The organism is Pelagibacterium halotolerans, from assembly GCF_044811015.1.
Classification (GTDB): domain Bacteria; phylum Pseudomonadota; class Alphaproteobacteria; order Rhizobiales; family Devosiaceae; genus Pelagibacterium; species Pelagibacterium halotolerans_A.
Map to the genome: position 1 here is coordinate 3,414,918 of NZ_CP085243.1, position 23,689 is coordinate 3,438,606.

The following is a 23,689-nucleotide window of genomic DNA, read 5'->3' on the forward strand; positions in this document are numbered from 1 at the left end:
TCATACTGATTATAGATGCGAGGCACGCCTCGCCGCATACGCCCGGGATTTTTGGCTTGGCGTCTGCTCGGGCTGGGGCCAATCCCCGCCAGGTTTCCCCGGTGACCACAGGATCGCTGTGGCTGGCCACGGTGACGTTTGGGCCTCCGCTGGGACGACTCCCATCGGACCGGTCCCGCCCAAACGTTCGTTGCGCCTGCGCCCATCAAGCGGGTCCGTGGAAAGCATCATACTCGACGTTTGCGGGGCGGGGATAAGTTTGGCGCAAAAAGGGTTGGTTGTCTGGGAGTGCCGCTCCCAAAGCCTATTCCTCCAGATCCGTCTTGAGCTTCGAGATCAGACTCACTGCGTTCTGCGCATAGTCGCCGATCCAGCGGTCGTGGATCTCTTTGATCGGCATGGCGTTCAGATGGTTCCAGCGCTCGCGGCCACGGCGTTCGGGGATGATGAGGTCGGCGGCTTCGAGGACGCGCATATGCTGGAGGACAGTGGTGCGGTCGATTTCGGGGAACATCTCGCACAAGGCGCCGGTGGTTTTGGGCGCGTCTTTCAAAGCATCGAGGATAGCGCGGCGGCGATGGTCCGCCAAGGCTTTGAAAATCCTGTCCGAATCAGTTGCTGTTGACATGTTATATTTTTATAACATAATAACCATATCGACAAGGAGGAACGTTCACATGGAACTCAAATTCACGGTATCGGGCCGGATATCCAAACCGGTGCACGAGGTGTTCGAAGCGGTCGCGGACCCCAAGGAACTTTCGGGGTATTTCACAACCGGCGGCGCCAAGGGGCGGCTGGAGACCGGGGCGACGGTGACTTGGGATTTCCACGATTTTCCCGGCGCGTTTCCGGTCAATGTGGTGGAGGTCGAAAAGGATAAGAAGATCGTTTTGACCTGGGATGCGGACGAAGGCAGACCGACCACGGTCACGATGGGCTTCGAGGGGCTGAGTGACGGGCGCACGCTGGTGACGATCACAGAGGAAGGCTGGCGCGAGAATGCCGACGGCCTCAAGGCGTCCTATGGCAATTGCGAAGGGTGGACCGGTATGCTGTGTGCGATGAAGGCTTATGTTGAGCACGGCATCAATCTGCGCGAGGGGTTTTATAAGTGAGATGAACCTTCCGGGCGGCCTGTGTCGAGGTTGCAGAAAGGAGAGACTGATGACCGAACTGGTGACTGCCGCGGTTGAGCACCGTTTTCCGGCGATGGATCCCGATGCTGTTTTCGATGCCTGGGTAAATCCTGAAAAAATCCGGCGCTGGCTTGCGCGAAACAACGAGAATATTGGACGCGACGGCGAGGTGACGGTCGTCGAGGTGGACCCGCGGGAGGGTGGTGCCTATCGGTTTGTCGATGTCGCGGACGGCGAGGAGGGGCCGGCCTGGGGGCGCTATCTCGCGTTCGAGCGCCCCTCGCGACTGGACTTCACATTCTTCGTCGAGGAGGAGGAAGAGCGGGAAGCCACGTCGATCGTTCGGATCAGGTTGGAGCCGGACGGGGCGGGATGCCGGGCGACGCTGGCGCACGACATGAATGCGGAATACGCCGAATATATCGAGCGCACCAAAAAGGCCTGGGCGGGGATGCTCAGGGCGATTGAGGAGACGCACGACGCAGGATGAGCCCTATCTAACCCTCAAAAAGCGCTCTGATCCGCAGTTCCGCGATGCGCTCGACCTGGCGGCAAGCGGTTTCGAATTCGGCTTCGCGGGTGTTTTCGAGCCGTGCCTTGAACGCCTCGAGGATCGAGGCCTTGGTGTTGTCGCGGACGGCGATGATGAAGGGGAAGCCGAATTTTTCGACGTAAGCGGTGTTGAGCGCGGTGAAGGTTTCGCGCTCGTCGTCGGTCAGGACGTCGAGGCCGGCGGAGGCCTGTTCGGCGGTGGAGGCGTCGGTCAGGCGCTTGGCGGTGGCGAGTTTGCCGGCAAGGTCGGGATGGGCCGTGAGGACGCCGAGGCGTTCGGTTTCGGTAGCCATGCGGAATTGGGCCTGGAGCGCGAAATGGATGCCGGTGGCGGTGTCGTTCCCGGGGCTCAACTCTGCTTCGAAGGCGCGTTCTGCGATCCAGGGGGAGTGCTCGAAGACCCCGCCGAAAGTGGTGAGGAAGGTCTCGCGATCCATGGTTGAGGGCTGGAGCTTTGGCGGCTGGTAGGGGTGCTGTTCGGCCCAATGTTCGGCGATGGCTAGACGGGTGGGCACCCAGACTTTGTCGAAGCCTGTGATGTAGTCGACGAATTTCTTTAACCCTTGGAAGCGGCCGGGCTGTCCGGCGAGGCGGCAGTGCAGCCCGATGGTCATCATCTTGGGCGCACCGGCTTCGCCCTCGGCGTAGAGACAGTCGAAGCTGTCCTTCAAGAATTGGAAGTACTCTTCGCCATTGGCAAAACCCGAGGCGGTGACGAAGCGCATGTCGTTTGCCGAGAGGGTGTAGGGGATGATGAGCTGGGGCTTGCCGTTGTGGACGCGCCAGTAAGGGAGGTCATCGTCGTAGGTGTCGGAGATGTAGGCGAAGCCGCCTTCTTCGGAGACAAGATCGACCGTGTTGATCGAGCAGCGGCCCGTATACCAGCCTTTCGGGCGTGAGCCGGTGGCGACGGTATGGAGGCGTACCGCTTCGGCAATCTGTTTGCGCTCTTCGTCCGCAGGCATGTCCTTGTGCTCGACCCATTTCAATCCGTGGGATGCAATTTCCCACTCGGCATCGAGCATGGCTTTGACCTGCTCGGGTGCGCGCATCAATGCGGTGGCGACGCCATAGACGGTGATCGGGAGATCGCGCTCCGTGAACAGGCGATGGAGGCGCCAGAAGCCGGCACGGCCGCCATATTCGTACATGGATTCGATATTCCAATGGCGCTGGCCGGGCCATGGGGCGGCGCCGACGACGTCCGCCAAGAAGGCTTCGGAGGCGGCGTCGCCATGGAGGATGTTGTTTTCTCCACCTTCCTCGTAATTGAGGACAAACTGTACCGCGATATTGGCGCCGCCGGGCCAGTTGGCCTGGGGAGGGGTGGGGCCGTAGCCGAGGAAATCGCGGGGATAGCGCATGAGGGACCTGTGGAATGTGGTTGCGGTTGGAAGCGGGGCACCCCTTACCCCAACCCTCTCCCCAAGGGGGCGAGGGAGTCAGGCTGTGCCGGGGTGGTATCAGCTTAGCGCCAAAAAATGGACCATGTGGTAAAAAATTTGGAGAGCCCTCTTTCACGGGCCGATTTTTAGGTTGATACTCGATAGGTTTGATTTGCGGCGAAAGGATCATCATGAGCGCGGGACGGCTGACCACACACGTATTGGATACGGCCAACGGACATCCGGCGCGGGACATGACGATAGAGCTTCTTTCAGGCACAGGCGAAGCGATCAAGAGTGTCGTGACAAATTCCGATGGACGGTGCGACGGACCGTTGCTCGAGGGGGCGGCGCTCGCGGTGGGAGCTTATGAGCTGCGGTTTCATGTGGGGGATTATTTCGCTGGGCTCGACGGGACGCCGGCGGCGTTTCTCGATGTGGTGCCGGTGCGGTTCATCGTTTCAGATCCGGAAGCTCACTATCATGTGCCGTTGCTGGTGTCGCCGTTTGGCTATTCGACCTATCGCGGGAGCTAGGGCCTGTTAACACTTATGGATAGGGGCTTGATTTTGCATAAATCGTTCAATGCCAAGTGTTTTCCGCAGGGCGGGGTTGTCCTCGTACGCCAGGAAATGCGCGGTCAGCGGGCGATTTATGCAAAACCCTTCGGGCGTGCCATAGTCCGGCCCCTCGTCGCGAAAAATCCCGCTTGTGGACATGGGGCCACGGCGCGGGATTTTCCACGAAAGTTGCTCGGACTATGGCACGTCAAACCCCTATCCATAAGTGTAAACAGGTCCTAGGACATGAATGTGCGCAACGCGATCCGGTTTTATCTCAATGACCGGCTGGTCGAGCTTTCTGATGTCGAGCCCGACCGGACGCTGCTGGATTTTCTGCGGCTCGACCGGATGTTGCGCGGTACTAAGGAAGGGTGTGCCGAGGGGGATTGCGGGGCGTGCACCGTGCTGGTGGGGCGGCTCAAAGCCGATGGAACGCTCGCCTATGAGGGCGTGAATGCGTGCATCCGGTTCGTCGGCTCGCTCGACGGGACGCATGTGGTGACCGTGGAGCATCTTCGCGGCGCCGATGGCGGGCTGCATCCGGTGCAGCGGGCGATGGTGGACTATCACGGGAGCCAGTGCGGGTTCTGCACGCCGGGGATCGTGATGTCGCTTTATGGGCTGTGGCTGGAAAATCCGACGCCCAGTGTGGCGGAGGTCGAGACGGCGCTGCAGGGGAATTTGTGCCGGTGCACAGGCTACGCGCCGATTGTGAGGGCGGCGCGGGCGGTTTCGACCTATGGCGCGGCGGTGGAGGATGCGCTCAATCGTGAGCGGGCGGATATCGTCGCGCGGCTGAAGGCGCTCAAGGACGGGCAGCGGGTTGTCGTTTCGGCGGTGGGTGGGGATTTGATCGTGCCGGCGAGTGTAGACGATCTTGCTGCCGTGCTTAAAGAGCGGCCCGAGGCGACGATTGTCGCGGGGGCGACCGATGTCGGGCTGTGGGTGACCAAGTTCATGCGCGAGATCGCGCCGGTGGTGTTTATCGGGCATTTGACGGGATTGCAGGGCATCGAGATTGCCGAGGATGCGATCACGTTCGGGGCGGGGGTGAGCTATCGGGATGCGCTCGCGGTGATTGCAGAGCACATTCCGCAATTGCGGGAGCTCTGGCTGCGGATCGGAGGTGCGCAGGTGCGCAATATGGGGACGCTTGGCGGTAATATCGCCAACGGGTCGCCGATCGGGGATACGCCGCCGCCGCTGATTGCGCTGGGGACGACGATTGTGCTGCGCAAGGGGGATGCGCGGCGGGAGATCAAGCTCGAGGATTTCTTTATCCGCTACGGCAAGCAGGACAGGGCGGCGGGCGAGTTCGTCGAGAGCATTCGCGTGCCGCGGCCGGCGGCGGATGAGTTCTTCGCAGCTTATAAGGTGACCAAGCGGCGGGATGAGGATATCACCGCGACGCTCGGGGCGTTCCGGGTGCGGGTGGTCGAGGGGGTCGTCGCCGAGGCGGTCGTTGCCTATGGCGGGATGGCGGGAACGCCGATGCGGGCGCGGGCGGTTGAGGCAGCGCTCGTGGGCAAGCCGTGGACGATGGAGAGCGTCGAGGCGGTGCTGCCGGCCTATGCCGAGGACTTTACGCCTTTGACCGACTGGCGGGCGAGCGCGGAATACCGGATGCTGGCGGCGCGGAACTTGTTGCGGCGGTTTTATCTTGAGATGAGTGGCGAGGCCGGGACGCGGATTGTCCGGCATGAGGTGGCGTGATGCGTGGCGTGCATGTTTGGCAGGTGCTGCTTACCCCTCTCCCATCCTCCTCCGCAAGGGGAGGTGCCGGTCAGTGCCACCGGCGATGGAGAGCCCCAAAACACCCTCCCCTCGACGGGGAGGGATGGGGAGGGGTGGAGCCGGATACACTGCCTTGATGGAGGGCCATGATGAGCGCGCTTTCTGACGACCGCAAGGACATTTCCGGCGGGGTGCACGCTGCCCAGAGACACGATTCCGCGCACAAGCATGTGGCGGGATGGGCGGAATATATCGACGACATCATCGAGCCGACGGGGACGCTGCATGCCTATCTGGGGCTTTCGACCTGCGCCAATGGGGCGATTACGGCGATGGACCTCGACGCCGTGCGGGTTGCGCCGGGGGTGGTGGGGGTTCTGACGGCTGCGGATGTGCCGGGGGTGAACGATATCAGTCCCGGCCATAAGGATGACGAGCCGATTTTTGCCGAGGGGCGGAGCGTTTTTTACGGGCAGCCGTTGTTTGCGGTCGTAGCCGAAACGCGGGAGGCGGCGCGGCGGGCGGCGCATCTGGCGAAGATCACCTATGCCGAAGAGCCGTTCGACGTGGATGTTGCAGCGGCGCGAGCGTCCGGCGGCAGGGTTGTCACCGAGGGGATGACGATGCGGCGGGGCGATGTGCCCGGCGCGCTCGCCGCGGCAGAGCATCGGGTGAAGGGTTCCGTGACCATCGGCGGGCAGGATCACTTCTACCTCGAAGGGCAGATCGCGATGGCGACGCCGGGCGAGGATGATGAGGTGACCGTATATTCCTCGACCCAGCATCCGAGCGAAATCCAGCATATGGTGGGGCACGCGCTCGGGGTGCCGTCCAATGCCGTCAATGTGATCGTACGGCGGATGGGCGGCGGGTTCGGCGGCAAGGAGACGCAAGGGAACATCTTTGCCTGCGTGGCGGCGATTGCGGCGAAACGGTTCGGGCGGACGGTGAAGATCCGGCCGGACCGGGATGACGATATGATCGCAACCGGCAAGCGGCACGATTTCGTGGTGGACTATGAGGTCGGGTTCGACGGTGCGGGGCGGATATCGGCGGTCGACGCGGTTTATGCGGCGCGGTGCGGGTATTCGGCGGACCTTTCGGGACCGGTGACGGACCGGGCGCTGTTTCATGCGGATAACGCCTATTACTATCCCAATGTGCATCTGAAATCCGAGCCGCTCAGGACCAATACGGTGTCGAATACCGCGTTTCGCGGGTTCGGCGGGCCGCAGGGGATGGTGGCGTGCGAGCGATGGATCGAGGATATCGCCTATACGCTGGGGATGGACCCGCTCGACGTGCGCAAGGCCAATTTCTATGGCGATGGCGGGCGCGATGTGACGCCGTATTATCAGACGGTCGAGGACAATATCATTGGCCGGGTGGTGGAGGAGTTGGAGGCGTCGTCGGACTACCGCAAGCGGCGGGACGAGGTCGTCTCCTTCAATAGATCCTCGAAGGTTTTGAAGCGGGGGATTGCGCTGACGCCGGTCAAGTTCGGCATCAGCTTTACGATGACGGCGTTCAACCAGGCCGGGGCGCTGGTGCATGTCTATAAGGACGGGTCGGTGCACCTCAACCACGGCGGCACCGAGATGGGGCAGGGGGTTTACGTCAAGGTCGCGCAGGTGCTGGCCGATGAGTTTCAGATCGATCTTGGCAAGGTGAAGATCACCGCGACGACGACGGGGAAGGTGCCCAACACCTCGGCGACGGCGGCGTCTTCGGGGTCGGATTTGAACGGTATGGCAGCGGCCAATGCGGCGGGGCAGATCAAGGCGCGGCTCGTGGCGTTTGCGGCCGAGAAATATGGCGTGCCCGAGGATGCGGTGGTGTTCGAGCCCAATTGCGTGCTCGTCGGCAATCAGCGGTTCGATTGGGCGGAGTTCATCAACGAGGCATATCTGGCGCGCGTGCAGCTTTCGGCGGCGGGGTTCTATAAGACGCCGGATATTCACTGGGATCGTGCGGCGGGGAAGGGCAAGCCGTTCTTTTACTTCGCTTATGGCGCGGCGTGCTCGGAGGTCGTTGTCGATACGCTGACGGGCGAATATATGGTGGAACGGGTGGATATTCTCCACGATGTGGGCAGGTCGCTCAATCCGGCCATCGATATGGGGCAGATCGAGGGCGGGTTCATCCAGGGGATGGGATGGCTCACCACCGAGGAATTGTGGTGGGATGAGAAGGGGCAGCTCCGTACGCACGCGCCTTCGACCTATAAGATTCCGCTCGCTTCGGATGTGCCGAAGGTTTTCAAGGTCAAGCTTGCCGAATGGTCGGAGAATAAGGCGCCGACGATAAGGCGATCCAAGGCGGTGGGCGAGCCGCCGTTCATGCTGGCGATATCGGTGCTCGAAGCGCTCTCGATGGCGGCGGCGAGCGTCGCGGACTATAAAGTCCCGCCACGCATGGATGCGCCGGCGACGCCGGAGCGGGTGCTGATGACGATTGAACGGCTCAAGCGCGAGGCCGCGGGGCAATGACACCGACACCGCGACAGGTGCGGGCGTTTCTCGATGCGGCGGAGACGGCTGTGCTGGTCGAGGTGACCCGCACGCAAGGGTCGACGCCGCGCGAGGCGGGGACCTGGATGGTGGTGACGGCGACAGGGCTGTTGGGCACCATCGGCGGCGGGCAGCTTGAATTTCGTGCGATCGACCGGGCGCGGGCGATGATCATGGAGGGCATGCCAGCCGACGTGATCGATTTGCCGCTGGGGCCGGAGATCGGGCAGTGTTGCGGTGGACGGGTCGAGATTTCGCTGCAGACGATCGATGCACCGATTGCACAGGATTTGCGGGCACGGGCGGAGGCGGACTACGCACTGAGGCCGCATGTTTATATTTTCGGGGCGGGGCATGTGGGAAAGGCGCTGGCGCAAGCGCTGATGCCGCTCCCCTATCGCACGCTTCTGGTGGATAATCGCGCAGCGGAAATCCAGGGGGCGCCGGAAGGCGTCGAGGCGCGGCATGTACCGGTGGCCGAAGCGCTGGTGCGCGAGGCGCCCGAGGGGAGTGCGTTCGTCATCCTGACCCATGATCATGGGCTCGATTTCCTGATCGCAAAAGAAGCGCTGGAGCGGACCGATACTGCGTATGTCGGGATGATCGGGTCGAAGACCAAGCGGGCGACGTTCAGGAGTTGGCTTGTCGATATGGGCGTGGCGCCGGGGCTGGCCGAGGGGCTGGTTATGCCGATTGGCGGGCGTGACGTGAACGACAAGCGGCCCGAGGTGATTGCGGCGTTGACGGCGGCGGAGGTTGTGCGGGCGATTGCGCGGTATCGTGGGGGTGCGGATGGGTGAAGGAGTGTTTGCTGCTATTGCGCGAGACGTACGCGATTGGCGAATTTATCATGGTGCACAGCGTTGCCGCACGCTCCCTTTCCTTCTCCCCTTGAGGGAGAAGGTGGGCTTTCGCGCCAGCGAAAGGTCGGATGGGGTGCGCGTCCGCGGTAATACGAGGACGTGGTGCACTTTTCGGACTCAGCAGGCACCCCTCATCCGCCCCTTCGGGGCACCTTCGTGCTGCTGTTGAGATCGTGCCCCGCAAAGAGATGCGGCGGAGCGGCGCTTAATATTGTTGAGGCAAAAACAATAATGACAGACTTTGCGATTTTTTCCGAATGGCTGGCGTTCGCCGTGCGCTGGACGCATGTGATTGTGGGGATCGCGTGGATCGGATCTTCATTCTATTTCATCGCGCTCGATCTGGGATTGCGCAAACATGCGGGACTCCCCAGGGGCGTGCTTGGCGAGGAATGGCAGGTGCATGGGGGCGGGTTTTATCACATCAACAAATATGTGGTGGCGCCGCCCAATCTGCCCGAGCATCTCATCTGGTTCAAATGGGAGAGCTATACGACCTGGCTGACCGGGTTCGCGATGCTCGCCATCGTCTATTACGCCGGGGCAGATTTGTTCCTCATCGACCGGTCGGTGATGGATCTGCCCGTTTGGGGGGCGATCGGGCTTTCGATGGCGTCGCTGGCGGTCGGGTGGCTGGTTTACGATGCGCTCTGCAAATCGCCGCTGGGCAAGAGCCAGAACGGGCTGATGGTGGTGCTGTTCGGCATATTGGTGGCGATGGCGTGGGGATATACGCAGGTTTTTACCGGGCGGGCCGCGATGCTGCATATGGGGGCGTTCACCGCAACGATCATGTCGGCGAACGTCTTTTTCATCATCATTCCCAACCAGAAGAAGATCGTCGCGAGTTTGAAGGCCGGGGAGACGGCGGACCCGGCGCTCGGGGCACAGTCCAAGCAGCGCTCGGTGCACAACAACTACCTGACGCTGCCGGTTCTGTTCTTCATGCTCTCGAACCATTATCCGCTTGCGTTCGCGACGGAATACAACTGGGTGATCGCCGGCCTGATTTTTCTGATCGGGGTGCTGATCCGGCATTATTTCAATACCTTTCACGCGACGGGCAAGCACGCGCACTGGACGTGGGGGCTCGCGGCGATCCTGTTTGTCGGGATCATGTGGTTGTCTTCAGCGCCCAAGGTGGGGGGCGAAATGGCTCAGCCGAGCGAGACGGCGCGGGTGTTCATGGAGGATGCGCATTTCGCAGAGGTTTCGAACGTCATCCAGGGGCGGTGCGCGATGTGCCATGCGGCGGAGCCGTTCTGGGAGGGCATCCATGAAGCGCCCAAGAATGTGATGCTGGAGACGCCCGAACAGATCGCGGCGCGGGCGCGGGAGATCTATATCCAGGCCGGGCGCAGCCATGCGATGCCGCCGGGGAACGTTTCGATGATGACCGAAGAGGAGCGCAATCTGGTGGTGGTCTGGTATCAGTCGGTCGCGGGCGGGGGATTGCTGTGAGTTCGAAGATTCTGCGCGGGCGGGTGCTGACCTTTGTCGACGAGCCGCAGGGGGCGGACGATCATTCCGCCTATCGGTACTTTGAGGATGGCGCGGTGGCCATCGATGGCGGGAAGATCGTCGCTGTGGGGGATTTCAATGAGGCATTGAAATTGGCTCTGCCCAAGGCTGAGGTGATGGATCACCGGCCGCATCTGATCATGCCCGGGTTCATCGATACGCATATTCACTATCCGCAGATGCAGGTGGTGGGGTCGTATGCGAAGGACCTCCTGGAGTGGCTCAATACATATACCTTTGTCGAAGAGCAGCGGTTTGCCGATGAGGCGCATGCGGCGCGGATCGCTTCGGTGTTTTTCGATGAGCTCGTGCGCTATGGGACGACGACGGCGGCGGTCTATTGTACGGTGCATCCGCAATCGGCCGAAGCGTTCTTTACCGAAGCGGACAGGCGCAAATTGCGGATGATCGCCGGCAAGGTGATGATGGACCGCAATGCGCCTGAAGCACTGCTCGATACGCCGCAATCATCTTATGAAGACACCAAGCACCTAATGGAGAAATGGAACGGGGTAGGGCGGCTCAACGTGGCGATCACGCCTCGGTTTGCGTTGACCTCGACGCCTGAACAGCTCGAGATGTGCCAGGATTTGGCGCGGCTGTTTCCGGACGCGTATATCCAGACACATGTGAACGAGAGCCTTGGTGAGATCGCGTTTGCCAGGGAGTTGTTTCCGAACCTGCCTGACTATGTGGGGGTCTATGAGCATTACGGGCTTTTGGGGCCGAAGACGCTTCTGGGGCACTGCATTCATATGCAGGAGCGGGAAATCGAGATCCTGTACGAGACCGGATCGGTGGCGGTGTTCTGTCCGACCTCGAACCTCTTTATCGGCTCGGGGCTTTTCGACCGGCAGCGGATGAGGGACGCGAATGTGCGGATTGCGGTGGCGACCGATATCGGTGGGGGGACGAGCTATTCCATGCTGCGGACGCTCGATGAGGGGTACAAGGTGCTGCAATTGCGCGGGCAGCGCCTGTCGCCGCTTGAGAGCTTTTATATGATGACGCTGGGGAATGCGCGGGCGCTCTCACTTGAACACACCATCGGGACGCTGGAGGCGGGGGCGGATGCGGATGTCGTGGTGCTCGATGCACGGGCGGTTCCAGCGATGGCGGTGAAGATGGAGCGGGTGGAGACGCTCTCTGAGGAGTTGTTTTTGCTGCAGACCTGCGGAGACGATCGGGTGGTGGTGGAAACGTATGTGGCCGGGGAGGCTGCGAAGGCGGGGCTTTCGGGCGTGGCATAGTCGGTGGATCTGCGGCGTGAAGAATGGTGCACTTTCCTTCTCCCCTTGCGGGGAGAAGGAAAGATGCTGCGAAGCCGAGCACTGAACAGAAGTGCGAATGCAGCGCGGACAGGGGTAAGATCGTTTCCGCATCGTGGAAGTCTTTTGCGAAATGGCTTGGCGGTGCGGTGGTGTCCGTGTAGGCGGAACGGAACGAGGTTGATTGGAGAAGACCCATGGGCAATTACGTCGATCGTGCCGGGCTGAAGGTTGATGCGGAGCTTGCTGCTTTTGTCGAGGACGAGGCGCTTAATGGACTCGCGGTGGCATCCGATACCTTCTGGTCGGGGTTCGCCGGGATGGTCGAGGCCTATATGCCGGGCAATCGCGAACTACTCGATATCCGCGACCGGATGCAGCAGCAGATCGACGATTGGCACCGGGAGCATGGGCCGGTCGCGGTGGACCCTGAGGGGTATATCGCGTTTCTCAAATCCATCGGGTACATCGAGGACGAGCCTGCGGATTTTTCCATTGAGACCGAAAACCTAGACCCTGAGATCGCGACGATCTGCGGGCCGCAGCTTGTGGTGCCCGTGTCGAATGCCCGCTACGCGCTCAACGCGGCCAATGCGCGGTGGGGCAGTCTCTATGATGCGCTTTATGGCACTGATGCTATCTCTCAGGAGGGGGCGTTGGCGCCGGGGAAGGCGTATAATCCCAAGCGCGGCGCGGAAGTGTTCGCGCGCGCGGCGGCGTTTCTTGATGAGGCATTTCCGCTTCTGGGGGTAAAGCATTCGGAAGTTACGAAGTATGGGGTCGCCAAGGACGGCAACGCGGCGCGGCTGGTGATCGACGGCCCGGATGGACCGGCGAAGCTGGCCGATCCGGAGGCTTTTGCGGGGTATGCCGAGGCGGATGGCGTGACGCGGATTTTGCTGCGGCATCATGGGCTGCACGCGGAGCTGGTTGTCGATCCAGAGAACGCCATTGGCAAGACGCATGCGGCGGGGCTGGCCGATGTCATCCTCGAAAGCGCGATGAGCACGATCCAGGATTGCGAGGATTCGGTCGCGGCGGTTGACGCTGCGGACAAGGTTGGGGTCTATCGCAATTGGCTCGGGCTGATGACCGGGATGCTGGAGGACACGTTCGAAAAGAACGGGAAGACGATGACCCGGCGGCTCAATGCGGACCGGACGTATACAGGGCCGGACGGGTCGGCGGTGACGGTCAAGGGGCGGGCGCTCTTGCTTGTGCGCAATGTCGGGCATCTGATGACGACCAACGCGATCCTCGATGCGGAGGGTGCGCCCATCGGCGAGGGGCTGATGGATGCAGCGGTGACGACGCTCTGCGCGATGCATGATCTGAAGCGCAGGGCGAACTCGAAGACCGGGTCGATCTATATCGTCAAACCCAAGATGCACGGGCCGACGGAGGTGCTGTTCGCGTGCAATGTCTTTGGTGAGGTGGAGAAGATCCTGGGGCTGCCGCTCAACACGATCAAGATCGGGATCATGGACGAGGAGCGGCGGACCTCGGCTAATCTCAAGGCTTGCATCTACGCGGCGCGGGAGCGGGTGTTCTTTATCAATACAGGGTTCCTGGATCGGACGGGGGATGAAATCCATACCTCGATGGAGGCCGGGCCCGTTCTGCCCAAAGAGCAGATCAAGGCCGAGAAATGGATCCAGTCCTATGAGGACCGGAACGTCCTGATCGGGATCGCTTGCGGGCTTTCTGGGAAAGCGCAGATCGGTAAGGGCATGTGGGCCAAGCCCGATGCTATGGCGGATATGCTCACCCAGAAGATCGGGCATCCGAATGCGGGCGCCAATTGTGCCTGGGTGCCCTCGCCGACGGCGGCGACGTTGCATGCGATCCATTACCATCAGGTCGACGTGTTCGCGGCGCAGAAGCGGCGGCACAATGAGGCGACGCCGGGGCTCGATGTGTTGTTCTCGATGCCGGTGCTCGATCCTTCATCGCTCTCGAAGGCGGATATTCAGCGCGAGCTTGAGAACAATGCGCAGGGGATTCTGGGCTATGTGGTGCGGTGGATCGATGCTGGCGTTGGGTGCTCGAAGGTGCCGGACATCAACGATGTGGGGCTGATGGAGGATCGGGCGACCTGCCGGATTTCAAGCCAGGCGATTGCCAACTGGCTCTGGCACGGGGTGGTGACGCAGGACGAGGTGGTGGCGACGTTTACGCGGATGGCGAGTGTCGTTGACGGGCAGAATGAGGGCGATCCAAGTTACGAGCGGATGAGCGACGACCCCGAGCATTCGATCGCGTTCCAGGCGGCGCTGTCGTTGGCCCTCGAGGGGACGTCACAGCCTTCAGGGTATACCGAGCCGATCCTGCACGCGAAGCGTGCGGAGAAGAAGGCGCGGGGCTAGATTTTGATGCCCTCCGATAAACTACCGGAGGGGATTGCTCTTTACTCGCAGATGAAGCTTTCGTGACTGGCCTCGTCGCCGCCGGTGTAGCGCGGGACAGCGGGGTAAGCGCAGAGCTTGCGGGTGACGCCTGCGAGTTCGGGTACCAAGGCGTTGTCCGGCGTGGCGCTCGCGACCAGCGGGCCGGGTTCGGCGTCATCTTCGACCCAAGCGGTGAGCGCGGAGAACGCGTCGAAGCTGTCGGTCGCGGTGCCGCCGTGGCCGTGGCCCATGCCGGGAACACGGTAGAATTTGACGAAATCGTCCGCATTGCCGCCGTTGTTGGCGTTAAGGGCGTCATACCAATCGGTGGTGTCGAGCACAGAAAAGACCGGATCGCTGACGCCGTGATAGACGATCATCTTGCCGCCGGCATCGCGAAAGGCTGCGAGTTCGGGGTCGTCGGCGCCTGGCGGCGTCATGAAGTCCATTGCGGATTCGGGGAAGTCCTCTGTAGTGGCGTAGATCGCCTCGGAATCGGTGTCGAAGTCGTATTCGAGCAGGAAGGTTTCGAGCGCTTCGGGGGAGCCATCGACTTCGACGGGCGGGGTCGAGAAGATTTGGGCGAGAGAGGCCGAGCCCATGACCGCGATAATGGGCATGTTGTCCCAGGGCGGCACGGTGCTTTCGAGCTTCCAGAAGCGCCAATTGGGCGACGCGATGCCGCGGTCCCAGGCCCATTCGGCATAGAGTTGCTCGCCGGCGGAATTGGTGGGGCCGGCGTGGATGGTCCTCAAGGCTTCGAGCTGGATAGGTGAGAGGCATTGCGCGTTCTGGCCCTCGGCGCATTGGAGCGTATCGATGTCGAAGGTGACCTGGCAGGCGTCGGTATCGGCGATGATACCGTCTTCCAGCCCGTCGAGGCCGTCGCATGCCGAAAGAACCGCATTGGCGACGAGGTCGAGATCGGCCTGGCTGAAGGCCGTGCGAATGTCATCCGAGACGGATTTGAATGCCTGTACGTCCCACGCGTGCTGGATCGCGGCCTTGGGCAGGTTGAAGCCGGGGAAACCGACGAGCAAGCCATCGAAGGCTTCGGGCATGCGGGCGGCGGCAACCATGGCATGGCGGCCGCCATTGGAGCGGCCGACGCCATAGGTGTGGGCGATGTCGTCGCCATAGTAGGTTTCGACCATCGCCGTGGCGACTGGGTTCAATTTGGCGACGGCGGAGTAGCCGTAGTCGCTGCGGGCTTCGGGGTCGAAACCGAAGCGGGCGCCGCCGGCAAGGCCGGCATCGGGATGCGCGTCACCCATGTGCCCGGCATTGCTGGAGACGACAGCGTAGCCCTGGGACAATGCGGTGAGGCTGCCCGGAAGCTCGCCGAGGGCGGGGACGATGGCGCCGTCATTGCCGCCGTTGAACTGGTGTACGAAATTGCCGTTCCAGTCGTCGGGCAGGCGCAGTTCGAAGCCGATGGCGTAGGACATGCCGTCGATGCCCTGCCGTTGGTCAATCTGCCCTACGATGCGGCAGTGGGCGATTGGGGCTTCTTCGTCCGGTTCGACGTGTTCGGTGGTGTCGATGACAAGACCTTCGATTGCGAAGGCGTCGGTGGTGAAGTCGGTGCAGTCGAGAGATTGTGCGGATGCCGTTCCCGCGTAGAGCACTGCGGCACCGGCTAGACCACCAAGCGTAGCGATGGTTCTGACGAGCATATCCAGGGTCCTCCTCCCATTTGCTATGCATCATAATTGTTATGATACATATCAATTTGACGCAAGGCGTGTGGTGGGCAGGACTCTGGTCTAACTTTTAAGGCTCGCCACGAGGCGTTCGCTGAAAAGGTTTGCTTCGTCGCTCAGGGTTCGGATTTCTGTGGCAATGACGCCGAAGCTCCGTCCAAATTGGCCCGCTCGCGCCGCTTCTATGGTCGCGTTGAGCGAGATGAGTTTCACTTTTCGACTGACATCGGAAATGGAATTGGCGGCGTTGACCAGAATGGCATGATTCTGGCGCTCCACGCGCCGCGTCTCGAGAATGAGGTCGTCGAGCACCGAGGCGATGGCTTCAGTCAAGCCGTTGAGGGCTTCGAGCAGGTCCGTAGCGACGAACTTGGAGAAGGCGAGCACGTCCGCCGAGTGTAGCGTTTCGGTCGAGAGCGTTGTCCGCATTGTCTTGGCGCGGGCGGCAAATTCCCCAATTGTAGCCATCGCTTCGTTGGGCAGGGCGCCCTCGCGTATGAGCAACTCTATCGCCTCTCTGGGGATTCGGTCTTCCTTGCCCTGGCGCAAGATGGCCTGAATTTGCACGAATTCATCCAATGCGGCGTCCAGCATTGCGAGCGTTTCGGTGCGCTGGGATGGATCCAGTTCGATCAGGAGCATGCTCATGGCTACCCGGTGAGAGAGCATGCGCATCTTTCCAGAAAGATTGATCAGCGTGCTTAGGGCACCCTCAAGAACAACAGCGCCGCCTCGCTTGTCTTTTTCCCGCCCGGCGGCGTTGCGCGAAGCCCTGCATATCTCGCTATGCGAGGCTTCGCGCGTCTTGCCGGACAAGAAAAATCCCGCGCGATCCGACGCAGTTATTCTTGAGGGTGTCCTTAGGGGAGCCTGGATGTCGGTCATTGTGCGAGTCCCGAATATGCTTGAGCGGTCGTATTCACGTCCGATCGGGGAGCACGTTGGCAATTGCACGTTAATTGTATGTAAAAGGAAGGACTAGAATCGCCCGAAAATTGATCGGTATATGCATTTGCCTAAAAAATATGCAATTTGCACCTGGCCCTCAGGCGATCTTTCTGCGCGCGCGGCGCCAGCGGCGGTAGCGGCGTTCGGATTGGACGACGACAGCGTTAAGGGGATGGCGCAGGAAGGGGAGGTCGACGGCGAGGAGGAGCAGGCCCAAAGGGAGCATCCAGATGCCGAGGACGGGGAGGAAACTAAGGATGCCGCCCAAGATAAGCAGGGCGCCCAGCGGGATGCGGATCAGAATGGCCCAGGGTTGGCGGATAACCCAGATCGCCCGGCCAAATCGCGGAAATTTCGCCTCAAGGCGCAGGAACAGGCGTTCAAGCCGGGTGCGGTCTTTGCTCATTGCCATCACGTAGTCGACAGACGTGGCAAATCAAGGGCCGACGAAATCGAACTTATCGACGTCGAACAGGCCCTTGTCGGTCATTTTGAGGTGGGGGATGACCGGCAAGGCAAGGAAGGCGACCTGGAGAAACGGTTCGGGGAGTGCGCACCCGATGGCTCTTGCAGCCTCGCGCAGGTGTTCGAGGTGCTCGGTGACGCGCTCAAAAGGGTCGAGGCTCATCAGACCGGCAAGCGGCAGGGCGAGGTCGGCCAGGATTTCACCCTCGTCGGCGACCGCGAAGCCGCCGCCGATCTCGATGAGGCGATTGACCGCGAGCGCCATGTCGTCATCGGTGACCCCAACGACCGTGATGTTGTGGCTGTCGTGCCCGACCGAAGAGGCGATGGCGCCGCGCTTGAGGCCGAAACCCTTGACGAAGCTGCGGCCGATATTGCCGTTGATGCCGTGGCGCTCGACGACAGCGACCTTGATGACGTCTGCATCGGTATCGGGTCTGAGGCCCAACTCTCCGGTTTCGAGGCTCGCGCTCTCGCGGAACGTGAGGATGAGGCCGGGTTTGACGCCGATTACGGGGACCTCGTTGCGATTGGGGTCGGGCTGGGTGATGAAGGCTTCCGGATCGACGGGCCTTGCCTTCATGGATGTCATGCCGACGGGCTCGACAGGAGTGCGCGTATCCCAGATTTCAGGCGTAACGAGCCTGCCGGCGGTTAGGACGTCGGAAACTGCGCAGGTTTCGAGGTCGTCGAGCAGTGCGATATCGGCACGCCAGCCCGATGCGAGCAGGCCGCGGTCCTTGAGCCCGAAAATGCGGGCCGCCGAATGGGAGGCGGCGCGGTAGACGTGGTGGAGCGGACGGCCATGGGCGATGAGGCGCCGGATCGAAGAGTCGAGGTGGCCTTCTTCGTGGATATCGAGCGGATTGCGGTCGTCGGTGCAGAGCGCGACATAGGCGGATGTGTTTTCGTCCAGAATTTCGGCGAGGGCGTCGAGGTCTTTGGAGACCGAACCCTCGCGGATGAGGATCGCCATGCCCTTGGCGAGTTTCTCGCGGGCCTCGGCGGCGCTGGTGGCTTCGTGGTCGGTGCGGATGCCCGTGGCGAGGTAGCCGTTGAGGTTCTTGCCCAAAAGGAGCGGTGCATGACCGTCCATGTGTCCGTCCTGGAAGGCTTCGAGCTTTTTGAGAATGCCCGGATCGCCGTTGAGGACGCCGGGGAAATTCATCATCTCCGCGAGACCGATGACCTTGGGGTGATCGCGGAAGGGCAGAAGGTCTTCGATTTCGAGCGTGGCGCCGGCGGTTTCGAAAGGGGTGGCGGGGACGCAGGAGGAGAGATTGACCCTCACGTCCATGATGGTGCGCTCGGCACAATCGAGGAAATAGCGGATGCCTTCGGCGCCCAAGACGTTGGCGATCTCGTGTGGGTCGCAGATGACGGTGGTGACGCCATGGGGGAGGACGCAGCGGTCGAATTCGAAGGGGGTGACGAGCGAGGATTCGATATGCAGGTGCGTATCGATGAAGCCCGGAACGGCGAAACGGCCGCAGCCGTCGATCTCGGTCTTGCCGTTGTATTCGGCGTGGGTGCCGACGATTCGGTCACCGACAATGGCGATGTCGGTCGGCGTGATGGCGCCGGTGATGACGTCGAGAAGCCGCACGTTCTTGATGACGATGTCGGCGGGTGCCAGCCCGCGTCCGGCTTTGATCATCGTTTCGAGCTGCGCGGCTGTGATCATGGGTTCACCTTGTTTTTGTCGGTTATTCAGTTTGCCGGGCTCAGCGGGGCCGTCAAGGACAGAAAAAGCGGCGGCATCGCTGCCGCCGCTTTCTCATTCGGGATGCTCCGCGCTTACTGCGGAAGCTGGTCGTCCACGCCTTCGACGTAGAAGTTGAGGCCGAGCAGGGTGCCGTCGTCGGCAACTTCGCCGTCTTCGAGCCAGACGCTGCCGTCCTGCTTGTTGATCGGGCCCGTGAAGACGACGAGTTCGCCGGATTTGATGGCTGCCTCGGTTTCCTCGGCCATGGCCGCGACTTCGTCGGGCATGTTGGTGTACGGCGCCATGGTCAGGATGCCCTCGGCAAGGCCGTCCCAGTTGCTCTCGGATTCCCAGGTACCATCGAGAACAGCCTGTACGCGCTCGATATAGTAGGGCGCCCAGGTGTCCATGATGGCGGTGAGCTGTGCATTCGGGCCGGCTTCGATCATGTCGGACGCCTGGCCGAAGGCTTTGATGCCGCGGGCTTCAGCTTCCTGCACCGGTGCGGTGGAATCGGTGTGCTGGGTGATGACGTCGACGCCCTGGTCGATCAGCACCTTGGCGGCGTCGGCTTCAGCGCCCGGATCGTACCAGGAGTTGACCCACACGACCTTGAGAGAGAACTCCGGATCGACCGATTGTGCGCCCAAGAGGAAGGCATTGATGCCCTGGACGACTTCGGGGATCGGGAACGAGGCGATATAGCCCGCCGTGCCGGTTTCGGAGACCGAAGCGGCGATCTGACCCTGGATGTAGCGGCCCTGATAGAAGCGGGAATTGTAGACCGAGACGTTCTCAGCAGTCTTGTAGCCCGTTGCGTGCTCGAACTTCACATCCGGAAAGCGTTCGGCGACGGCGATGGTGGGATCCATGAAGCCGAAGGAGGTGGTGAAGATGATGTCGCAGCCCGAGCGCGCAAGGCGCTCGATGGTGCCTTCGGAGTTGGCTTCGGGCACGGATTCCACATAGCGGGTGGTGACCGCGTCGCCGAAGTGCTCGTCGACCGCCTGGCGGGCCATATCGTGGGCCTGGCTCCAGCCGCCGTCAGTGGCCGAGCCGACATAGACGAAGCAGGCTTCGGCGGTGTCCTGCTGCGCGAAGGCGGCAGGGGTCATGGTGAGCGACAGCGCGGTGGCCGTGGCGAGGGTTGTGAGGAGTGTTGTCTTCATGATGGTCCTTCCTTTCATGGCGGCGGGGTTAGTCCGCCGATTGTTATGGGCTTCGCGCTAGCGGTCCGGCACGAAGCTTTTGCCCAGCGAGGCCGGGGTGTTGATCATGGTCAGGCGCCGGTTCTGCGAGATAATCACGAGAACGACGATGGTGGCCAGATAGGGGAGCGCGGTGAGGAGCTGCGACGGGATTGCAATGCCCAGCGCCTGGGCGTGCAATTGTCCAATCGAAACCGCGCCGAAAAGATACGCACCCGCGAGCACACGTGCAGGGCGCCATGAGGCGAAGACGACCAGTGCGAGCGCAATCCAGCCGCGGCCGGCGGTCATGTTCTCGGCCCATTGCGGGGTGTAGACGAGCGAGAGATAGGCGCCCGCGAGGCCCGCGCATCCGCCACCGAAGAGGACAGCGAGATAGCGGTAGCGGATGACCTTGATGCCGAGCGCGTGGGCGGAAGCATGGTTGTCGCCGATGGCGCGGAGCGTCAGGCCCTGTTTGGTGGCAAAGAGGAACCAGGCGACGCCGATAACGAGCGCAATCGAGACATAGAAGATGAGATCCTGGCCGAAGACCAGCCTGCCGATGATGGGCAGGTCGGTGAGGATGGGAATGTCGAGCGTGGGCATGCGGATGGCGGAGCGGCCGACATAGGCTTCGCCGAGGAGACCGGAAAGGCCCAGGCCGAGTATGGTGAGGGCAAGGCCGGTGGCATACTGGTTGGTCGCCAGCGAGAGAACCAGGAAGCCGAACAGCGCCGAGAGGGCCATGCCGAAGAGGATGCCGACGATGGCGCCAATGAAGGGATTGCCGGTCCAGAGCATGCCGAGGAAACCGCCGACAGCGCCCATGACCATCATGCCTTCGACGCCGAGATTGAGGACGCCGGAGCGTTCGACGACGAGTTCGCCGATGGCGGCGAGGAGCAGCGGGGTGGACGCTGTGATGATGGTGAGGAGGATCGCTTCGATCATTCTGCCGGCTCCATCGTTGCGCGCGGGGTTCGCGCGAGGCGGATGCGGTAGAGGATGAGCGTGTCGCAGGCGAGGACGTAGAGCAGCAATGCGCCCTGGAAGACGCGGGTGGCCTTGTCGGAGATCTGGAGGGAGATCTGTGCGGCCTCGCCGCCCAGATAGGTGAGGGCGAGCACGAGGCCGGCGATGATGGCGCCGATGGGGTTGAGGCGGCCCAGGAAGGCCACGATGATGGCCGTGAAGCCGTAGCCGGGAGAGATGATCGGGCGCAATTGTCCTGATGCGCCAGCGACTTCGATGATGCCGGCGAGGCCAGCGCAGGCGCCCGCGAGCATGAAAGAAAAGAAGATCATGTTGGTTGCGGAAAAGCCCGCGAAGCGGCCGGCGCGGGGGCTTGTGCCGATGACTTTCACCTCAAAGCCCTTGAGCGTGCGGCTTAGCATGACCCAGATTGCGATGGCGACAATGACAGAAGCGATGAATCCCCAGTTGGCGCGGCCATCGGCGGGTATGAGCTGGGGGATGCGGGCGAATTCGGGGAAGCGGACAGACTCGGGGAAATTCATGCCGCCGGGGTTGCGCCAGGGCCCGCGCACCAGCCAGTCCAGAAGCCTTTCGGCCACATAGACGAGCATCAAACTGGTGAGGATTTCGTTGGTGTTGAACTTCGCTTTGAGGAGCGCCGGAATGCCCGCGTAAAGGGCGCCGCCGAGCATCGCGAAGATGACCATGCTGGGGAGTACGATGACACTGTCGAAATCGGTGAAAAGCACCGGGAAAATGGAGCCCGCGAGCGCGCCGACGATGAACTGGCCCTCGGCGCCGATATTCCAATTGTTCGAGAGATAACAGACAGATAAGCCCGCACCCATGAGGATCAGGGGCGCGGCCTTGATCAGGAGCTCGTGGACCGACCAGGCCTCGGTCAGCGGCTCGATGAAATAGACGTAGAGCGCGGTGGCGGGGTCCTTGCCCATTATAGCGAACATAATGGCCCCGGTGATAACTGCGAGGGTGAGGCCGATCACGGGGGAGAGGTAGCGCATGGCCGCCGAGGGCGTGCCCCGTTTGATGAGTTCGATTCTCATTGCGCTGCCTCCTCGTCGCCGGCGAAGATGCCGGACATTTTAAGGCCGATGGCGTTGCGGTTGGTCTTGGCGACGGGCTCGAATTCGGAAAGCCGGCCCTCGGCGATGGCGGCGAGGCGGTCGGTGAATTCGAAGAGCTCGTCGAGGTCCTGGCTGATCACGAGGACTGCGGCGCCGTTCTCCGCAAGGTCGATCAGCGTCTGGCGGATCCGGGCGGCTGAACCCGCGTCGACACCCCAGGTGGGCTGGTTGACGACGATCACCTTGGGGTCTTCGAGCACCTCGCGGCCGACGATGAATTTCTGGAGATTGCCACCCGAGAGCGCCTGCGCGGCGGGATCGGGCGCGCTTTTGCGGACGTCAAGGGTAGTGGTGATGGTTTCGAGAAGGGATCTGGCTTTGCCGCGGTTGAGGAAGGGGCCGGATTTGAGGCCGGCGTTGACCCGGTAGCGCGTGAGGATGACGTTTTCCGAGAGCGTGAGGGTCGGGACCGTGGCGTGGCCGAGGCGCTCTTCGGAAATGAAGACAGCGCCCATGGCGCGGCGTCCGGAGATGTCGGTATGGCCGACGGGACGGCCCAGGAGCATCACCTGCTCGGGACGGCCAGCGAGGCGCTCGCCGGAGATGACGTCGAAAAGTTCGGTTTGGCCGTTGCCAGCGATCCCGGCAATGCCCGCGATCTCGCCGGCGTAGAGTTCGAGCGTGACGTCCTTGAGGGCGGTGCCGAAGGTGTCGCGGGCGTCCATGGTGACGCCGTCGAGGCGCAGGAGCGGTGTTGTGCGGTCGACATCGTGTTTGGCCGGGCGGACTTCGTGGATGTCGGCACCGACCATCATGCGGGCGATCGAAGCGGCGGTTTCGGCGTTCGGGATGCAATCGGCGACGCGCTTGCCGTGGCGCAGGATCGTGGCGCGCTCGCAGAGGGCGCGAACTTCCTCGAGCTTGTGGGAAATATAGAGTATCGCCTTGCCTTCGGCGGAGAGCTGGCGGAGGACCTTGAAGAGCTGGTCGACCTCCTGCGGGGTGAGCACGGATGTCGGCTCGTCCATGATGATGAGATCGGGCTGCTGGAGGAGGCAGCGGACGATCTCGATGCGCTGGCGCTCCCCGACCGAGAGGTCGTAAACGCGGGCATTGGCCTTCAAGGGCAAGCCATATTCTTTCGAGACGCGCTCGAGGTCGGCGGCGATCTTTTTGAGCGGGATGTCGCCGGGGAGCGCGGCGGCGATGTTTTCAGCGACCGTGAGCGCTTCAAAGAGCGAAAAATGCTGGAAAACCATGCCGATGCCCAGATGCCGGGCGAAGGCCGGGTTGGGGACGGTAACTTCTTCGCCGCGCCAATGGATCGTGCCGGCGTCCGGCTGAAGCGCGCCATAGAGCATTTTGACAAGGGTGGATTTGCCGGCGCCATTCTCGCCCAAAAGCGCGTGGATTTCCCCGGGGCGGATGTCGAGATCGACGGCATCGTTGGCCTTGAAGGTGCCGAAAGTCTTGGTCAGCCCCCTAAGGGAAAGCAGCGTTTCAGGGGCTGGTGCGTTCATCATGCGCCGAAAATTTAGACCAATTGGACAAATCGCACTATGTCGACTTGGTCCCCAGCGTGCAAGCCGGTTGCACAGTCAATTGACGGTTTTTTGGCCAGCCTGGGGGTGTGCATGTTTTGGTGGCAATGTGGAACGCATGTGGCGGCGGGCCGTTGGCTATATGGCAGGTCAGC

General features: G+C 62.0%; 19 protein-coding genes. 9 read left to right on the forward strand and 10 right to left on the reverse strand.

All coding sequences use genetic code 11. The features are described from left to right. Positions 1-304 precede the first annotated feature (304 nt). On the reverse strand, positions 305-628 hold the full coding sequence (locus LG281_RS16460; RefSeq protein ID WP_404402607.1) for an ArsR/SmtB family transcription factor: 324 nt from the start codon (positions 626-628) through the stop codon (positions 305-307). 49 nt (positions 629-677) lie between these two features. Here LG281_RS16460 and LG281_RS16465 point away from each other — a divergent pair, with 49 nt between their 5' ends. Next, the gene (locus LG281_RS16465; protein ID WP_404402609.1) at positions 678-1,118 is read left to right on the forward strand and encodes an SRPBCC family protein; all 441 of its coding nucleotides are present in this window, start codon (positions 678-680) and stop codon (positions 1,116-1,118) included. 49 nt (positions 1,119-1,167) lie between these two features. After that, positions 1,168-1,629, forward strand: coding sequence for an SRPBCC domain-containing protein (locus tag LG281_RS16470; protein WP_404402611.1), 462 nt, complete (start codon positions 1,168-1,170; stop codon positions 1,627-1,629). Between the two features lie 7 nt (positions 1,630-1,636). Here the strand turns inward: LG281_RS16470 and puuE are convergent, their stop codons facing one another. Beyond that, the gene (gene puuE, locus LG281_RS16475) at positions 1,637-3,055 is read right to left on the reverse strand and encodes an allantoinase PuuE (protein ID WP_404402613.1); all 1,419 of its coding nucleotides are present in this window, start codon (positions 3,053-3,055) and stop codon (positions 1,637-1,639) included. Between the two features lie 212 nt (positions 3,056-3,267). On the opposite strand from puuE, the gene uraH reads away from it, so the two are divergent. From uraH to LG281_RS16510, 7 genes are all read left to right on the forward strand, one after another. After that, positions 3,268-3,612 (forward strand): hydroxyisourate hydrolase, encoded by a 345-nt coding sequence (gene uraH, locus LG281_RS16480; protein WP_404402615.1) that lies wholly within the window; start codon positions 3,268-3,270, stop codon positions 3,610-3,612. A 270-nt stretch (positions 3,613-3,882) separates the two neighbouring features. Next, positions 3,883-5,352, forward strand: coding sequence for a xanthine dehydrogenase small subunit (gene xdhA / locus LG281_RS16485; RefSeq protein WP_404402617.1), 1,470 nt, complete (start codon positions 3,883-3,885; stop codon positions 5,350-5,352). A 170-nt stretch (positions 5,353-5,522) separates the two neighbouring features. Then, positions 5,523-7,862, forward strand: a complete 2,340-nt coding sequence (gene xdhB / locus LG281_RS16490) for a xanthine dehydrogenase molybdopterin binding subunit (RefSeq protein ID WP_404402619.1) — start codon at positions 5,523-5,525, stop codon at positions 7,860-7,862. Further along, positions 7,859-8,683, forward strand: coding sequence for a xanthine dehydrogenase accessory protein XdhC (xdhC, locus tag LG281_RS16495; RefSeq protein WP_404402621.1), 825 nt, complete (start codon positions 7,859-7,861; stop codon positions 8,681-8,683). The genes xdhB and xdhC overlap by 4 nt, the downstream gene beginning before the upstream one ends. A gap of 294 nt (positions 8,684-8,977) precedes the next feature. Continuing rightward, positions 8,978-10,207, forward strand: a complete 1,230-nt coding sequence (locus tag LG281_RS16500) for a urate hydroxylase PuuD (RefSeq protein ID WP_404402623.1) — start codon at positions 8,978-8,980, stop codon at positions 10,205-10,207. Beyond that, on the forward strand, positions 10,204-11,517 hold the full coding sequence (gene guaD / locus LG281_RS16505; RefSeq protein ID WP_404402626.1) for a guanine deaminase: 1,314 nt from the start codon (positions 10,204-10,206) through the stop codon (positions 11,515-11,517). The genes LG281_RS16500 and guaD overlap by 4 nt, the downstream gene beginning before the upstream one ends. A 215-nt stretch (positions 11,518-11,732) precedes the next feature. Further along, a complete protein-coding gene (locus tag LG281_RS16510) occupies positions 11,733-13,901 on the forward strand; it encodes a malate synthase G (RefSeq protein ID WP_404402628.1) in 2,169 nt (722 codons plus the stop codon). Between the two features lie 41 nt (positions 13,902-13,942). Here LG281_RS16510 and LG281_RS16515 read toward each other — a convergent pair whose 3' ends face one another. From LG281_RS16515 to LG281_RS16550, 8 genes are all read right to left on the reverse strand, one after another. Further along, a complete protein-coding gene (locus LG281_RS16515) occupies positions 13,943-15,598 on the reverse strand; it encodes a tannase/feruloyl esterase family alpha/beta hydrolase (RefSeq protein WP_404402630.1) in 1,656 nt (551 codons plus the stop codon). Positions 15,599-15,688: 90 nt separating this feature from the next. Beyond that, positions 15,689-16,510, reverse strand: a complete 822-nt coding sequence (locus tag LG281_RS16520; RefSeq protein WP_404402632.1) for a methyl-accepting chemotaxis protein — start codon at positions 16,508-16,510, stop codon at positions 15,689-15,691. A gap of 160 nt (positions 16,511-16,670) precedes the next feature. Further along, positions 16,671-16,979, reverse strand: a complete 309-nt coding sequence (locus LG281_RS16525; protein ID WP_404402634.1) for a hypothetical protein — start codon at positions 16,977-16,979, stop codon at positions 16,671-16,673. A 30-nt stretch (positions 16,980-17,009) separates the two neighbouring features. Continuing rightward, on the reverse strand, positions 17,010-18,722 hold the full coding sequence (ade, locus tag LG281_RS16530) for an adenine deaminase (protein ID WP_404402636.1): 1,713 nt from the start codon (positions 18,720-18,722) through the stop codon (positions 17,010-17,012). 113 nt (positions 18,723-18,835) lie between these two features. Beyond that, a complete protein-coding gene (locus LG281_RS16535; protein WP_404402638.1) occupies positions 18,836-19,912 on the reverse strand; it encodes a BMP family ABC transporter substrate-binding protein in 1,077 nt (358 codons plus the stop codon). A 57-nt stretch (positions 19,913-19,969) separates the two neighbouring features. Beyond that, entirely contained in the window at positions 19,970-20,884 is a 915-nt protein-coding gene (locus tag LG281_RS16540; RefSeq protein WP_404402640.1) for an ABC transporter permease, read from the reverse strand. Next, positions 20,881-21,972: an ABC transporter permease gene (locus tag LG281_RS16545; protein ID WP_404402642.1), complete on the reverse strand. Its 1,092-nt coding sequence runs from the start codon at positions 21,970-21,972 to the stop codon at positions 20,881-20,883. The genes LG281_RS16540 and LG281_RS16545 overlap by 4 nt, the downstream gene beginning before the upstream one ends. After that, on the reverse strand, positions 21,969-23,513 hold the full coding sequence (locus LG281_RS16550; protein WP_404406802.1) for an ABC transporter ATP-binding protein: 1,545 nt from the start codon (positions 23,511-23,513) through the stop codon (positions 21,969-21,971). Before LG281_RS16550 ends, LG281_RS16545 begins: the two co-directional genes overlap by 4 nt. Positions 23,514-23,689 lie beyond the last annotated feature (176 nt).